15 protein-coding genes are annotated in these 15,628 nt (G+C 57.1%); 1 reads left to right on the top strand and 14 read right to left on the bottom strand.

Translation table 11 applies throughout. The features are described from left to right. Nucleotides 1-2 precede the first annotated feature (2 nt). The 13 genes from nuoE to BUC32_RS10975 all read right to left on the bottom strand — a co-directional run bounded on the left by nuoE (nt 3) and on the right by BUC32_RS10975 (nt 13,467). Complete coding sequence (nuoE, locus tag BUC32_RS11035) at nt 3-1,142, bottom strand: NADH-quinone oxidoreductase subunit NuoE (protein WP_073252544.1); 1,140 nt, start codon at nt 1,140-1,142, stop codon at nt 3-5. Continuing rightward, the gene (locus BUC32_RS11030; RefSeq protein WP_175556927.1) at nt 1,142-2,365 is read right to left on the bottom strand and encodes an NADH-quinone oxidoreductase subunit D; all 1,224 of its coding nucleotides are present in this window, start codon (nt 2,363-2,365) and stop codon (nt 1,142-1,144) included. Before BUC32_RS11030 ends, nuoE begins: the two co-directional genes overlap by 1 nt. Beyond that, complete coding sequence (locus BUC32_RS11025) at nt 2,365-2,970, bottom strand: NADH-quinone oxidoreductase subunit C (protein WP_073252540.1); 606 nt, start codon at nt 2,968-2,970, stop codon at nt 2,365-2,367. The genes BUC32_RS11030 and BUC32_RS11025 overlap by 1 nt, the downstream gene beginning before the upstream one ends. After that, a complete protein-coding gene (locus BUC32_RS11020) occupies nt 2,967-3,494 on the bottom strand; it encodes a NuoB/complex I 20 kDa subunit family protein (RefSeq protein ID WP_073252538.1) in 528 nt (175 codons plus the stop codon). The genes BUC32_RS11025 and BUC32_RS11020 overlap by 4 nt, the downstream gene beginning before the upstream one ends. Continuing rightward, a complete protein-coding gene (locus tag BUC32_RS11015) occupies nt 3,494-3,859 on the bottom strand; it encodes an NADH-quinone oxidoreductase subunit A (RefSeq protein ID WP_073252536.1) in 366 nt (121 codons plus the stop codon). The genes BUC32_RS11020 and BUC32_RS11015 overlap by 1 nt, the downstream gene beginning before the upstream one ends. Nucleotides 3,860-4,295: 436 nt before the next feature. Then, nucleotides 4,296-5,081 (bottom strand): crotonase/enoyl-CoA hydratase family protein, encoded by a 786-nt coding sequence (locus BUC32_RS11010; protein WP_073252534.1) that lies wholly within the window; start codon nt 5,079-5,081, stop codon nt 4,296-4,298. 57 nt (nt 5,082-5,138) lie between these two features. Next, on the bottom strand, nt 5,139-5,996 hold the full coding sequence (locus BUC32_RS11005) for a hydroxymethylglutaryl-CoA lyase (RefSeq protein WP_073252532.1): 858 nt from the start codon (nt 5,994-5,996) through the stop codon (nt 5,139-5,141). After that, nucleotides 5,989-6,648 carry a glutathione S-transferase family protein gene (locus BUC32_RS11000; protein ID WP_073252525.1) on the bottom strand — a complete coding sequence of 220 codons (660 nt, stop codon included), beginning with the start codon at nt 6,646-6,648 and terminating at the stop codon, nt 5,989-5,991. The genes BUC32_RS11005 and BUC32_RS11000 overlap by 8 nt, the downstream gene beginning before the upstream one ends. Further along, on the bottom strand, nt 6,645-8,597 hold the full coding sequence (locus tag BUC32_RS10995) for an acetyl-CoA carboxylase biotin carboxylase subunit (protein WP_073252649.1): 1,953 nt from the start codon (nt 8,595-8,597) through the stop codon (nt 6,645-6,647). Before BUC32_RS10995 ends, BUC32_RS11000 begins: the two co-directional genes overlap by 4 nt. Nucleotides 8,598-8,669: 72 nt before the next feature. Next, the gene (locus BUC32_RS10990) at nt 8,670-10,277 is read right to left on the bottom strand and encodes a carboxyl transferase domain-containing protein (protein WP_073252523.1); all 1,608 of its coding nucleotides are present in this window, start codon (nt 10,275-10,277) and stop codon (nt 8,670-8,672) included. 18 nt (nt 10,278-10,295) lie between these two features. Further along, nucleotides 10,296-10,799 carry a lysozyme inhibitor LprI family protein gene (locus BUC32_RS10985; RefSeq protein ID WP_073252647.1) on the bottom strand — a complete coding sequence of 168 codons (504 nt, stop codon included), beginning with the start codon at nt 10,797-10,799 and terminating at the stop codon, nt 10,296-10,298. 50 nt (nt 10,800-10,849) lie between these two features. Beyond that, the gene (locus BUC32_RS10980) at nt 10,850-12,013 is read right to left on the bottom strand and encodes an isovaleryl-CoA dehydrogenase (RefSeq protein WP_073252521.1); all 1,164 of its coding nucleotides are present in this window, start codon (nt 12,011-12,013) and stop codon (nt 10,850-10,852) included. Nucleotides 12,014-12,273: 260 nt separating this feature from the next. Further along, nucleotides 12,274-13,467, bottom strand: a complete 1,194-nt coding sequence (locus tag BUC32_RS10975) for a DegT/DnrJ/EryC1/StrS family aminotransferase (protein ID WP_073252645.1) — start codon at nt 13,465-13,467, stop codon at nt 12,274-12,276. Nucleotides 13,468-13,617: 150 nt separating this feature from the next. On the opposite strand from BUC32_RS10975, the gene BUC32_RS10970 reads away from it, so the two are divergent. Continuing rightward, nucleotides 13,618-14,928, top strand: coding sequence for an MmgE/PrpD family protein (locus BUC32_RS10970; protein ID WP_073252519.1), 1,311 nt, complete (start codon nt 13,618-13,620; stop codon nt 14,926-14,928). Here BUC32_RS10970 and BUC32_RS10965 read toward each other — a convergent pair. Continuing rightward, the gene (locus BUC32_RS10965; protein WP_073252517.1) at nt 14,901-15,572 is read right to left on the bottom strand and encodes an HAD-IA family hydrolase; all 672 of its coding nucleotides are present in this window, start codon (nt 15,570-15,572) and stop codon (nt 14,901-14,903) included. The genes BUC32_RS10970 and BUC32_RS10965 overlap by 28 nt on opposite strands. Between the last annotated feature and the right edge of the window lie 56 nt (nt 15,573-15,628).

The following is a 15,628-nucleotide window of genomic DNA, read 5'->3' as shown; positions in this document are numbered from 1 at the left end:
TTTTAGTCCTCGTAGACGTCGCCATCAGCGACTTTTTTGGAGAACTCAGTTTCTTCGCCAGAAGCGAGTGTTTTGGCCTGTTCAACCCAGCCATCACGCTCAATTCGGCCTTTGAACGACAGCTTGTCATCCATATCGACGATATCGTCCGCACCCCAGGCCGCGATCTGCGCAAAAGAGGTCACTCCGTTCTCGTGCAATTTTTTCTCCAACGCCGGCCCGACGCCCTTGAGTTGCTTGAGATCATCCGCGCCAGCTACCGCCGGAGCCGCCTTGGCTTTCTTGGCTGGCTTGGCTTTGGCCTTTTCCGCTTTCGGCTCAGCTTTCGGCGCTTCGGCCTTCTTGGCATCTTCCGCCTGCTTCACCGCCGGTTTGGGTGTTGCAGGTTCCGCCGGAGCGGCAGCAGACGAAGCCCGTCCGGCCACAACACCATCTTCACCAATCCACGGCGTGCGAAGCGGGACTTCGGTGCCGTCGATGCGTTTCACGGTATCGCCAATATCCGTCGCCAGCTGGGCCGACGCGTTATATTTGGTCTTCCCGCTGTCGTATTCCTTCAGCGTGGTCAGGCCTGACAAAGGCTCAGACGCGAACCGACCGTTCATCGGACCCGGAGCAGGCACCTTGCCCGCCGCCAAATCGTCCAAGAGTTGGGAAAACCCCTCGACGGTCATGTCTTCGTAATAATCTTTGCCGATCTGGGCCATGGGCGCGTTGGTACAGGCGCCCAGACATTCGACTTCTTCCCAGGAAAACTTGCCATCCGCCGACACAACATGCGGCTTGTCAGCTATTTTCTCTTTGCAGACGGCGATCAGGTCTTCGGCACCACAGATCATGCAGGACAAGGTGCCGCAAATCTGGATATGCGCGACCGATCCAACGGGCTGCATCTGGAACATGAAATAGAAGGATGTCACTTCCAGAACGCGAATATAGGCCATGCCCAACATATCGGCGATGGCCTCAATCGCAGGCTTTGTGACCCAGCCTTCTTGTTCTTGCGCGCGCCACAACAATGGGATCACGGCGCTGGCCTGACGGCCTTCGGGGTATTTGCTGATTTGCCCCTTGGCCCAGGCCAGGTTGGCATCAGTGAAAGCAAAGCTTTCGGGTTGTTCGGGATGAAGTCGACGAAGCATTAGCGGTCAATCTCTCCAAATACGATATCAATGGTGCCAATAATGGCAGCGACATCGGCCAGCTGGTGGCCAGTGGTAATATGATCCAGCGATTGCAGGTGCAGATAGCCCGGTGCGCGCAACTTGGCGCGGTATGGCTTGTTGGTACCATCGGCCACCATATAAACGCCAAATTCACCTTTGGGCGCCTCAACGGCTGCATAAACTTCCCCCGCAGGCACGTGGAAGCCTTCGGTATAAAGTTTGAAGTGGTGGATCAGGCTTTCCATCGAGGTTTTCATGTCATCGCGTTTGGGCGGAGACAGTTTGCCCCGCGCCATCACGTCGCCAGTGGCTTCGCGCAGTTTGACAATGGCCTGACGGATGATGCTGGTTGACTGACGCATTTCTTCGACACGCATCACATAGCGGTCATAGCAGTCGCCGTTTTTGCCAACCGGGATCTGGAAATCAAACTCGTCGTAGCATTCATAAGGCTGCGCACGGCGCAAATCCCATGCCAGACCAGCCGAGCGCACCATGACGCCGGAATAGCCATGCTCAAGGGCCGTATCCACATCCACAACGGCGATACCGACGTTGCGCTGCTTAAAGATACGGTTTTCCGTCAGCAGACCTTCGATATCATCCAGAACCTCAGGGAACCCGATGGCCCATTCTTCAATATCGTCGATCAGCGCATCAGGCAGGTCCTGATGGACACCGCCGGGACGGAAATAGTTCGCGTGAAGACGCGCACCGCAAGCCCGTTCATAAAAGATCATCAGCTTTTCGCGCTCTTCAAACCCCCAAAGGTTCGGAGTCAGCGCCCCCACATCCATCGCCTGCGAGCAGACGTTCATGATGTGGTTCAGCACACGGCCAATTTCGCAGTACAAAACGCGGATCAACTGAGCGCGACGTGGCACTTCTACGCCACACAGCTTTTCAATGGCCATGCACCATGCATGTTCCTGGTTCATCGGCGCCACGTAATCTAGGCGGTCGAGATACGGCAGGTTTTGCAGGTAGGTGCGGCTTTCCATCAGCTTTTCGGTGCCACGGTGCAGCAAACCAACGTGCGGATCGCAACGTTCCACGATTTCGCCGTCAAGTTCGAGCACCAGACGCAAAACGCCGTGCGCCGCAGGGTGCTGCGGGCCAAAGTTGATGTTGAAATTGCGGATTTTCTGTTCGCCGACCAACGCATCTGTGCTGCCGTCGTCATATCTGGAGCCGTCCATCATTTCGCCTCCCCCTTCTCGTCACCGGGCAGGATGTATTCGGCACCTTCCCATGGCGACATGAAATCAAACTGGCGGTAATCCTGCGTCAGCGACACAGGTTCATAAACCACGCGCTTTTCAACTTCGTCATAGCGCACTTCGGTATACCCGGTGGTCGGGAAGTCTTTGCGCAACGGATGACCACGGAAGCCATAATCTGTCAGCAGACGGCGCAGGTCCGGGTGGTCGGTAAAGACGATGCCAAACATATCGAACGTTTCACGCTCGAACCAGTTGGCGCAGGGGTGAATGTCTGTCACGGATGGCAGCATTTCGTCCTCGCGCACGGCGACCCGAAGGCGAATGCGGCTGTTTTGGTACATCGACAACAGGTGATACACGACCGTGAACCGCTTCGCACGGTCCGGGTAGTCTACGGCTGTGATATCCACCAGAGTTGCGAATTTGCAGGTACGATCCGCTTTCAGAAACTCAACAAACCCCGCGATATTCGCCGGGGCCACGTCTACGTTCAATTCGCCAAAAGCAATATCCCAGCCCAGAACGCAATCCGGGCGCTTCAGCTCAAGATGTGTACCCAGTTCTTTCAGTGCTTCGCTCATCGTTCAATAGTCCCCGTGCGGCGGATCTTACGGTGCAGTTGCAATACGCCATACAAAAGCGCCTCAGCCGTTGGAGGGCAGCCGGGCACATAGACGTCAACCGGCACGATGCGGTCACAGCCACGTACAACGCTGTAAGAATAGTGATAATAACCGCCGCCATTGGCGCATGAGCCCATCGAGATCACATAGCGTGGCTCGGGCATCTGATCGTAAACCTTACGCAGCGCTGGGGCCATTTTGTTGGTCAGCGTGCCCGCAACAATCATCAGATCAGACTGACGAGGGGAGGCGCGCGGAGCAGTGCCGTAACGCTCAAGGTCATAGCGAGGCATCGAAGTGTGGATCATCTCAACCGCGCAACAGGCCAGACCAAAGGTCATCCAGTGCAGCGACCCTGTGCGGGCCCAGTTGATCATGTCCTCGGTCGAGGTCAGCAGAAAGCCTTTGTCCTGCAGTTCGCGGTTCAAAGCCTGGGTAGTGCCGTCTTTATCAGCACCAGCAGCAATGTTTGTGCCGGTCATTACTCCCATTCCAGAGCTCCCTTTTTCCACTCATAGGCAAATCCGATGGTCAGGACCGCCAGGAAGACCATCATGGACCAGAAGCTGACCATTGAGATGTCCTTGAACCCGACAGCCCATGGGAAAAGCATCGCGATTTCGAGGTCGAAAATGATGAACAGGATCGACACAAGGTAGAACCGGACATCAAATTTCATCCTGGCGTCGTCGAAGGCATTGAAACCGCACTCGTAAGCACTCACCTTTTCAGGATCGGGGTTTCTAACGGCTAGGACGACAGCGGCAAGGATCAATACGAGGCCAAGTGCGATCGCGATGGCCAGAAAGACGAGAATGGGAAGGTATTCCCTAAGCATCTCTTCCACGTGGTGGCTCCTTTCATGCACGGATCAAATGACGTGCAGTCAGATGGCTGTTTTGACTAAAGGGGGTTTACCTGCGCCCCTTGTCAGGGTCAACCAAGCCGAAACACATTCAGTTTTTGGAAATCGTTGCATTTACCCCCTGCACACAAAGGTATACAGCCCTTTTGAAGACGCCTGCGTCATTTGGTCTGCATCATTTTTCCACTGTATTTCAGTGAGTTGAAGGGATCCAACCAGCCAAGTCGGACTTCTGCACTCAGGGTAGGCCAGAAAATGGCCCTGTCAGCCGCCAAACACGCGTGCAGGAAATTTTGCAGACAAGAGCGGGGTTTTTCGTCGCAGCATCGCCGAGGCGCCACTCAATGTGTGGCAGAGTCGTTTACAGGCCAAGCGCTTGGCGCTGTCAATGCAGGTGAGTCTTGGGCAGACCCTGGCTCTACGCTTTGCTCCAGTCCGGTTTACGCTTTTCAAAGAAAGCCCCAATGCCTTCGGCAGATTCCGGGCTGTTCCAGCGCGCGACCAGTGCCTCAATCGTATGATCGATTGTCGCCTCGTCAATTTGAGGGCCCAGCGCGCGGGTCAGCGCTTTGGCATCGGCCACCGCCCCCGGTGCGCAGGACAGATAAGGTTTAATCTCAGCTTCTATAGCGGCGTCCAGGTCTTCGGCTGGTACAACGCGGGCCAGCAAATCCAGTCGAACCGCTTCCTCGGCGTCAAACAGACGGGCCGACATAAACACACGCCGCGCCTTGGCCTCGCCCATACGGGCAATCACATAAGGCCCGATCGTCGCCGGGATCAGCCCCAGCCGCGTTTCTGTAAGCCCCATGGTCAGACTGTCCACACCAATCGCGACGTCACAGACGCTGGCCATGCCAACGCCGCCACCAAACGCATTGCCCTGCACCCGCCCAATCAAAGGTTTCGGCAACGTGTTCAGCGCTTGCAACATCTCGGCCAGAATGCGCGCCTCGCGACCTCGGGTCTCAAGATCCATGCTCATCTGCTCGCGCATCCAGCCCAGATCACCGCCTGCGCAAAAAGATTTGCCTGCCCCGGTCAGCACCACAACCCGAACCGCGTCATCTGCGCCTAACGCCGCTGCGGCCTGCTTCAACTCGCGCAACATCTGCCCTGACATGGCATTGTGTTTTTCCGGGCGGTTCAAGGTCAACGTCGCAACGCCCCTTGTGTCGATCTCGGTGGTTATCGTCTCAAACATGTTTTTCTCTTTCTGCGGTGAAAACTCTTCCAGGCAACCTTCTTTAAGAAGAATGTTCTACGCCGTGGTTCTCATTTTCGTTGCCATACCAGCGGCTTGAGTTAACACGCTGGCATCCAGACCGGTGTGATATCCCAAAGTGGTAAGCCGTTCATGCACAGCCTCTGTGGCCACGTTCCCCGCCGCCCCCGGCGCATAAGGACATCCCCCCAAGCCGCCAACTGCCGCATCGAACACCCGCAGGCCCAGCGCCAGGGAGGCTTCGATATTGGCCAGAGCGCGACCGGCGGTATCATGATAGTGCCCGGCCAACATGCTGGCAGGCACCTCTTGCAACACGGCCTCAAGCATAGCGGTGATTGTCTCAGGCGTTCCCTGACCAATCGTGTCGCCCAAGGAAATCTCATAGCAGCCAGCGTCTCGTAACATCGCGACCACGCGGGCCACTTGTGCGGGAGGTGTAGGACCATCGTAAGGGCAATCGGTCACGCAAGACACATAGCCCCGCACCGGAATGCCCGCCGCCTTCCCCGCCTCGGCCACAGGCACAAGACGCTCAAGCGATTCCGCGACTGTGGCGTTGATATTGGCTTTGGAAAACCCTTCAGATGCCGCACCGAATATGGCAATCTCGTCCGCCTTGGCGTCCACCGCCCGTTCGAACCCTTTTAAGTTTGGTGTCAGAGCCGCATAAGAGATACCCTCTTTGCGGTGAATACCCGCCAGAACCTCGCCTGAATCCGCCATCTGCGGCACCCACTTGGGGCTGACAAAGCTCGCCACTTCAATGCGCCTGAAACCGGCTTTGCTCAGACAGTCGACCAAAGCGATCTTGTCTGAGGTCGGAATTTGACGCTTTTCGTTCTGTAGCCCGTCGCGAGGCCCCATTTCAAAGATTTCGACGTATTCAGACATCTGGAACCTCGTAGAACTCTTTCTTGTAAAACTCCTGGATGCCGTCCAAGGCACGCGCCACTTGGTAAGCAGATCGCTGTTCGATCCGCTCGACATAGGCCTGCACATGCGGGAAGCGATCCATATGCACGTAATACGGCGCCGAAAACAGGTTGAACCCCATCATCGTATCCGCCGCCGAAAACCCGCTGTCCAAAAGCCAATCGCGATCGGTCAGCGTATGGTTCATCGCCTTCAATGTCGCGCCCAAACGGGCCGCCTCCAGCTTTAACACCACCGGCGATGCCGGCGTTGGGTCGCCCATAAACAAATGTTGCATATTCAGCGACGCCAGAATGCTGGCTTGCGTTTCGGCAAATCCCAACCATTCAAGAAACGCCACCCGCTCCGCGTCCCCGGCCAACCGCCCGAGCCCGTGTTCCGGGCGGGTCTCGGTCAGGTATTCAACGATAGCGCTGCTTTCGTAGATGGTGATCCCGTCAATCTCGAGAGCAGGCACACGGCCCACCGGAGAAATCGCCTTGAACTCTGCCGCCCGCAGCGATCCGTCGGTGATCGAATAGGGCCGCAAATCGGCCTTTAACCCCATTTCTTCGAGCAACCACAAAATGCGGAACGACCGTGAGAATGGAATATGATGAAGACGGATCATGCGGCGTCTTCCTCTTCTTCTTCGACCAATACGACCAAAACAGCCCCATCCTGCACCTGATCGCCCTCATGGGCCAGAACCTGATCAACCACGCCATCGCGCGCCGCCAACAGCGAATGCTCCATCTTCATGGCCTCAAGAATGGCCAGCCGGTCGCCCTCTTTGACCTCTTGTCCGGACTTGGCAAAAATTGCTTTCACCAAACCCGGCATTGGAGCAACGATCACATTCCCGGCGGCGGCGGAATCCGCTTCAACCTGCAAGGGATCGACGCGCCCATATTCTATCCCATAATGCGCAAATACGGTCACGGTTTCGTTTGCCACAGAAACCGGCGCTGTACGCTTTCCGCTCACATGCCAGCCACCGCCAATGCGCTCGGCCACCACCGAGGTGCCATCAACCACGACTTCAGCCCTGTTGGCCCCCTGCATCATCACTTTGACGGGGTGCAGGTCTTCGCCAATCCGCAAAGCCACACTGCGTTCCAACGGTGCCCAAAGCGAAAACCCTTCTTCTGCTCCAGCCGCCTTGTGCAGGCCCAAAGCGGCCATGCCAGCCCATGCTGTCTGCGCAACAGACGGCACCGGAGCCTGAACCAAATCCTCCAGATCACGCGCGATCAACCCGGTATCAACCTCGCCCTTGGCAAAGCCTGCATGGTCACAAAGTGCGCCAAGAAAGGCCAGGTTGGTGACCGTGCCGCCAACTTGGGTTTCGGCCAGTGCCGTGCGCATTCGCGACAAAGCCACGGCGCGCGTTGGCCCATGCGTGATAATCTTGGCAATCATCGGATCATAAAACGGGCTGATCGTGTCGCCTGCCCGCACGCCACTGTCTGACCGTGCTCCTTGCGGGAACTGCAGATGCGACAGGGTGCCAGTGGCCGGTAAAAATCCCTTGGGCACGTCTTCGGCATAAAGCCGCACTTCAAAGCTGTGACCGTAAATCGTCAACTCTTCCTGCTGGGCTGGAAGGCTTTCGCCAGCAGCCACACGCAATTGCCACGCCACCAGATCGACTCCGGTGATCGCTTCGGTCACCGGGTGTTCCACCTGTAGACGCGTGTTCATTTCCATGAACCAGAACCCGTCGGGGCGCAGCCCGTTAGAACCATCGACAATAAACTCAATCGTGCCCGCGCCGTTGTACCCGATAGCCTCGGCGGCGCGCACAGCCGCGTCGCCCATGGCTTGACGCACATCCAGCGTCATGCCCGGAGCAGGCGCTTCTTCAATGACTTTCTGATGGCGACGCTGCAGCGAACAATCGCGCTCAAACAAATGCACCGCCTGCGTGCCGTCGCCAAAGACCTGTACTTCGATGTGTCGGGGCTGCTGGATGTATTTCTCGATCAATACGTCCGGGTTGCCAAAGGCTGTGGTCGCCTCGCCCTGCGCACTGGCCAGCGCGTCGGCAAACTCTTCTGGCGCTTCGACCAGACGCATGCCCTTGCCACCACCGCCTGCAACAGCCTTGATCAAAACCGGATAGCCGATCTCGCCTGCCTGCACTTTCAGGAAGTCCGCATCCTGATTGGCCCCATGATACCCCGGCACAACCGGCACACCGGCCTCTTCCATCAACACTTTGGCAGCGTCTTTCAGACCCATTGCCCGGATTGCTTTGGCAGACGGTCCAATAAACACCAGACCTGCCGCCTCGACCGCCTCAACAAAATCGGGGTTTTCCGACAGAAACCCATAGCCCGGATGAATCGCCTGCGCGCCAGTCTCCTTGGCAGTGGCAATAATTACATCGCCCTTCAGATAACTCTCGGCAGGTGTGGACCCACCGATATGCACAGCCTCATCCGCCATCGCAACATGTTTCGACAACGCATCTGCGTCTGAGTAAACAGCAACTGTTTTCACACCCATAGCGCGCGCTGTTTCCATCACCCGGCAAGCAATCTCGCCACGGTTGGCTATCAGAATTTTATTGAACATCATACGGCCTCCCGACCTGATCCTTCATCTTGGCAAAAATACTCCGGGGTTGTGGGGGCTGGCCCCCACGCCTTACATCCGGAACACACCAAACTTCGTTTCTTCAATCGGCGCGCACAGCGACGCGCTCAACGACAAGGCCAGCACATCGCGGGTCTTGCGCGGGTCGACGATGCCGTCATCCCAAAGCCGTGCAGACGCATAAAGCGGATGGCTTTGCTCTTCGAACATATCCAGCGTTGGCTGTTTAAACGCGGCCTCTTCCTCTGCTGACCATTCGCCACCCTGCCGCTCAATCGCGTCGCGTTTCACGGTGGCCAGAACGCCGGCGGCCTGTTCGCCGCCCATCACCGAAATCCGGCTGTTCGGCCAGCTCCACAGGAACCGAGGGCTATAGGCGCGCCCTGCCATGCCATAGTTGCCCGCCCCAAAAGAGCCACCAACCACCATGGTGATCTTTGGCACTTTGGTGGTGGCCACAGCCGTCACCATCTTGGCGCCGTGGCGCGCGATGCCCTCAGCCTCATACTTCTGCCCGACCATAAAGCCGGTGATGTTCTGCAAGAACACCAACGGAATGCCGCGCTGCGAGCAGAGTTCAATGAAATGCGCCCCCTTCTGGGCACTCTCGGAATACAGCACGCCATTGTTGGCCACGATCCCGATAGGGCACCCTTTGACATGCGCAAAGCCGGTCACCAAAGTCTCGCCATATCGCGGCTTAAATTCATCAAAGCGGCTGCCATCGACCACGCGGGCAATCACCTCGCGGATATCATACGGCGTGCGCAAGCCCCCCGGCACCACGCCCAGGATTTCTTCCGGGTCATAGGCAGGTTCTTCTGACGCCTGCCATTGCACGGTCTGCGGCTTGCCCCGGTTGAGATGTTCGACCGCGCGACGCGCCAGCGCCAACGCATGCGCGTCATCCTCGGCCAGATAATCCGCCACGCCGGACAAACGCGTGTGTACGTCCCCGCCGCCCAGATCCTCGGCACTCACGACCTCACCTGTCGCGGCTTTCACCAAGGGCGGGCCCGCCAAAAAGATCGTGCCCTGTTCTTTGACAATAATGGTCACATCCGACATCGCGGGCACATAGGCACCACCTGCAGTGCAGGACCCCATCACCACCGCAATCTGCGGAATGCCCTTGGCCGACATATTGGCCTGATTGTAGAAAATCCGCCCGAAATGCTCGCGGTCCGGAAAGACCTCATCCTGCTGCGGCAGGTTGGCCCCGCCCGAATCCACCAAATAGATACAAGGCAACTGGCATTGCTCGGCAATTTCCTGCGCCCGCAAGTGTTTCTTGACCGACATCGGATAATAGGTGCCGCCCTTCACGGTGGCATCATTGCACACCACCATAACCTCCTGGCCCATCACATGACCGATCCCGGCAATCACCCCCGCACAAGGGGCCGCCCCACCGTACATGTCATGCGCCGCCGTGGCGCCAATTTCCAAAAACGGCGACCCCGGATCCAGCAAATTGGCCACCCGTTCGCGCGGCAACATCTTGCCGCGGCTGACGTGACGATCACGCGACCGCACTCCCCCGCCCTGGGCCGCGATTGCCGCCACTTCAGAGACAATGCCCAACGCCTCAAGATGCGCGGCGCGATTGGCCATAAAGTCGTCCGAGGTTGTGAGGGCCTTTGAAATAAGTTTCGACATGATTTCAGCCTTGTAAAGTTAGTGTTCGAGACCGGTTTCTTCTAAGAAGAGCGCTTGTTCGGCGGTCAGGACCATGTGGCAGGACACAGTCGCCGGACCGCCTCCCGTGCCTCCCCCCCATTGCGCGCGTTCGAAGTCACATTTTGCGTCGCGAAAGACGATCCACGCCCGTTGCATTGCCAACAACGCTTCGGCCTGAGACGGGGCCGCAGACCCAAGCTCTTTCATCTCGGCGTCAATCTCTTTGGCATCCCTGCGCACGCGCTTGTAAGCCGCGTTCAGGCGCCCATCCCAGTACTGCAACTCTTTGTCATAGCAGCCGCCCATACCAACTGTTGAAAACCCGCCTTCTGACTCGTTCATGCAGATGTTGGCAGATTCGCCCACGCAATCCATTGGATCGCCAATGTGGCGCTGTTCTTCAATGCAGTGCTCTGTTCCGTACGGAGAAAACTGCAGCTCTTGTGCGCTGGCAGTTGTGCAAATCACCGCTCCCAGACAGAGCGCACTTGCGCCAAGCATCACCGCCGGTCCCTTTGTGATACCGCAAGCAGCACTTGCCCGCATCGCGCTCACGACTGCGCCGTCATCAGTTCGCGGCCAATCAGCATGCGGCGAATTTCGGACGTTCCCGCACCGATCTCCATCAACTTGGCATCGCGGAAAATCCGGCCCACAGGGTTGTCGCTCAGATACCCCGCGCCACCCAGCGCCTGCACCGCCTGATGCGCCTGCGTCATTGCCACTTCCGAGGCATAGAGACAGCACGCTGCCGCATCTTGGCGGGTGATCCGGCCCGCGTCACAGGCTTTGGCACATTCATAAACATAGGCTCGCGCCGAGTTCATTGCTGTGTACATATCGGCAATCTTGCCCTGCATCAGCTGGAAGTTCCCGATCGGCTGACCAAATTGCTTGCGCTCAACCATATAGGGCATGACCTCGTCCAGACAGGCCGCCATGATGCCAGTGCCAATGCCCGCCAAAACCACACGTTCATAGTCCAGACCCGACATCAACACGGCCACGCCGCGTCCTTCTTCTCCAAGGATATTTTCAAACGGCACTTCGCAATCATCAAAGATCAGCTCTGCCGTGTTTGACCCACGCATGCCCAGCTTGTCGAAATGCGGGCTTGTGCTGAACCCCTTCATCGATTTCTCTACGATAAAGGCCGTAATGCCTTTGGCGCCCGCGTCCGGATCGGTCTTGGCATAGACGACAAGAGTGTCAGCGTCCGGACCATTGGTGATCCAATATTTGTTGCCATTCAGGATAAAGCGATCGTTACGTTTTTCGGCGCGCAGCTTCATCGACACAACATCGGACCCGGCAGACGGCTCTGACATCGCCAGCGCCCCCACATGCTCGCCCGAGATCAGACCGGGCAGATACTTTTGCTTTTGCTCTTCGCTGCCGTTCAATTTGATCTGGTTCACACACAGGTTCGAATGTGCGCCATAAGACAGCGACACCGATGCACTGGCTCGCGCGATCTCTTCCACCGCGATCACATGTGCGAGGTATGACATCCCTGCCCCGCCATATTCTTCCGGGGTTGTGATGCCCAGCAGGCCCAGATCACCAAACTCTTTCCACAGCTCATTTGGAAATTCGTTTTTCTGATCCACCTCAGCGGCAATAGGTTTGATCCGCTCTTGGGCAAAGCGGTGCACCATCTCGCGCATCGCATTGACGTCTTCGCCTAGATCAAATTCCATCGTGTGCATGAACATTGTCAGATCACTCCCGTTATTGAACGCTTGTTCATATAACTAGGGGAAAGCATCCCGCCGATCAAGAAATTTCACCACCCCCCGTATTTTTACGAAGGGCTCTCCTGTGAATCAGGGTCTCGGCGAGTCCTGTATGTTTTGCAAAAAGCTATGCATCCGACGAAATTTTGAGCAAAACCTTTGCGCAAACTCGGCTCCGCAAATTGTACAAAACGGATATTTGGCCCAATAGTTTTGTACAAAACGGGCAAAACAGCCTTTTAGGTGGCCTGCCAGACCGCGCTCACCTCGGCCCGGATGATCCGCGCAATCGTTGCGCAATCTTTCACGCTAAAGGTCAAAGGCAACCGCATGTCCACAATGCCTTTCAACACCCGATCGCTCTCTGGCATCCGTTCGGACGGGGCATAGCGCCACGAGTCATAGCGGGATGTAAAACCCGCCGGTTCTGCGCCACCAAACCACTTAAGTTCAACTCCGCGCGCCGCACATCTGCGCAGCACCTCGTTGACTTTTTTTTCATGCCAGTCGAGCAGCAAAAACTGTATCGACGAGCCGACATAAACCTCTTGTTCGGGGCGCTCGACCACGGTCAAACCCGGCGTCTCGCGCAGGCCCTTTTCCGTTTCGCGGTATAACGCATTCCACCGGGCGCATTGCGTATCAAGGTCTCGCAATTGTGGGCGCAGAATTGCTGCGCGCAGATGATCCATGCGCCCCGAAATATTGGGCGTGACATATTTCACAGCCTCAAAAACCTCGACCGGAGGCCGCGCCAAATGGCGCTCATATAACATGTACGACCCGGACAGCATGATGGCACGTGCCATCAAAACATCGTCATCCGAGATCAGCAATCCACCCTCGCCTGAGTTGACATGTTTGTAAGTTTGCGTGGAATAACAGGCCATTACACCATGTCGACCGGACAGAGTTCCCCGCCAGCTGGCCCCCATCGTGTGGGCGCAATCCTCAACCACACGGATGTTGTTGGCATCGCAAATCTCCATCAACCGGTCCATGTCGCACAGGTGTCCACGCATATGGCTCAACATCAAAACATCGGCCTGACCCGCCTTGGCCGTTAGGTCCGCAAGGTCAATCACAAGGCCCTCGGTCACCCCAACAAACACCGGCACGGCACCTACACTGGCGATGGCACCAGGCACCGGCGCCAACGTAAAGGCATTGGTCAGAACCTTATCGCCGGGCTTGACCCCCAAGGCGCGCAATGACGTGGCCAGCGCATACCCACCAGAGGCCACCGCCAGACAGTATTTGGCTCCCATTTGCGCGGCGAATTCCTGTTCCAGCAACGCAGTCTCTCCGGCGTCACCTTCTGCCACGTTATAGCGATGCAATCGCCCGCTCTTTAAAACCTCCAGCGCCGCCTTGATCCCTTCGTCGGGGATCGCTTCCTGCTGGGTGAAATTGCCTGTGAATATCTCTGTCATACCGCGCAGCTTCGTGTGCAGACGCGGATTGGTCAACGCCCAAAACGACCGTGATCCGGCCAAAACACCCCCAAAAACCACTCAAAAATGTCGCGAACAGACCTTTTAGCCCCCACCCACCCGCTAGGCTGTTCTCAAAGGAGCCCAGCCATGACCGACGCACTTAGCTTCATTCACATAATGAAATGGCAAAACCTGCCTGACGCCGTTAAGAAACAGGCCGAATTGAATGTCCTTGATTTGATCGGCGTGGCCGCAGCCGGGTCACAAACCCCACCATCCATGATGACACGTGACCTCGCACATGAGGAGTTTGGTGGGACTTTACCGATGTTGTTTGACGGGCGCACTTCCAGTGCAACCGGGGGCGCAATGGCCGCCGGGATCACTATTGATTCCATTGATGGGCACGATGGCTTTAATCCCGCCAAGGGTCACATCGGCGCTCCGTTGTTTCCCGCCGCTCTGATGCTTGGACATAGTGCCGGAATCAGCGGACAGGCCTTTCTGGAAGCCATTGTTATGGGTTATGAATTTGGCGCGCGTGCCAGCGTGGCCCAGCACGGCACGGTTCCAGATTACCACACCTCGGGCAGCTGGGGCGCTGTGACCGCCGCCGCGGCGGGGTCTCGGATTATGGGGCTGGATCCTGAGACCACGCGCCATGCCCTTGGCATTGCAGAATATCACGGGCCGCGTAGCCAGATGATGCGGGTCATAGATTACCCATCTATGCTGAAAGACGGGGCTGGATGGGGCGCGATGTGCGGCACGTCAGCGGTCAAACTGGCGCAAAAAGGGTTCACCGGTGCCCCGGCCATTACGGTGGAAAACGCGGCCGAATACTGGGACGGGTTAGGCAGCCGGTGGTTTACTCTTGAACAGTATTTCAAACCTTACCCTGTGTGTCGCTGGGCGCAGGCTCCGATTGAAGGCGCGCTGGCATTGCAACGCGCCCATAACATCCCACACGAACAGATTGCCACAATCGAAGTGCACACATTCCACGAATCCGTGCGGCTGGCGATGAAACGTCCGCAAGAGGGTGATGCGGCGCAGTATTCCACGTCATTCCCGGTTGCTGTGGCGCTGGTGCATGGCGATGTTCAGCCGAGACATCTGGTTGGTGATGCTTTGCACGATCCTGAAGTGTTGCGCCTGTCTGACGCCGTGGACATGCGCGAGTCGGATCATGCCAATGACAATTTCCCGGCTCAGCGCCCTGCCCGTGTAACTTTGGTCTTAAAGGACGGAACGCGCCATGATGGCGACTGGACTGAACCGCGCTGGGATCATAACGCCCCTCCAACCGAGGCCGAGTTTCGTGAAAAATTCCACTCGCTGGCTGATCCGGTACTAGGCAAAAGCCATGCCGACGCCATAGAAACGGCTCTGGCACAGTTACAAAACACACCACTTTCGGCGCTGAGTGATCAACTATTGCGACCAATCAGGTCCTGAACCAACGCTGGCAGGTCTGCGTAATCCTTCAACAACGCCTCAGGCTCCAGCGCGGCCATATCCTCGCCGCTGGGGCCAAAAGTGACCAACACAGAAGGCACCTTGGCTGACCGTGCTGTGTCACGATCCGTAACAGAATCCCCGATTAACACGGTTTTCGCTGGATCACCGCCCAACCGACGTGCCGTTTCGAACAAGGGTTCCGGGTCTGGCTTGCGCACAGGCAAAGTATCGGCGCCAACAAGGGCTCCAAAGGCATTCCGCACCCCTAAAGACGTCATCAGTTTTTCTGCCAGAGCTTCAGGTTTGTTGGTGCAGATGCCAACCCCATAGCCAAGCTGCGCCAAACGTTCGACTGCGTCCATTGCACCCGGATATATCACCGTATGATGATCGATCGCCCCACTATAAGCCTCTAGCAACATTGGGTAATATTTTTCGACTAACGCCTGATCTAGTCGCCCAAGGCGGGTCAGGCCAAGTGTCAACATGGCCTTGCCACCACGCAGCGCAGTGCCGGCATCTGTTTCAACCTCCAGCACGTCTCCTTCTCCCATGGCGCGGAAACACGCATTCGCCGCCGCCAGCAAATCTCCACTGGTATCCGCCAATGTGCCATCGAGATCAAAAACCACTGTTCGCATTCTGCACCCTCTAAATGGCATGTTTCCGCCCATTGCTGTTACAACCCGGTAACGCC

The organism is Shimia gijangensis (assembly GCF_900142085.1).
Lineage (GTDB): Bacteria > Pseudomonadota > Alphaproteobacteria > Rhodobacterales > Rhodobacteraceae > Shimia > Shimia gijangensis.
The sequence above is the reverse complement of the archived record's forward strand: the minus strand, read 5'-3'. Positions and strand labels throughout refer to the sequence as shown.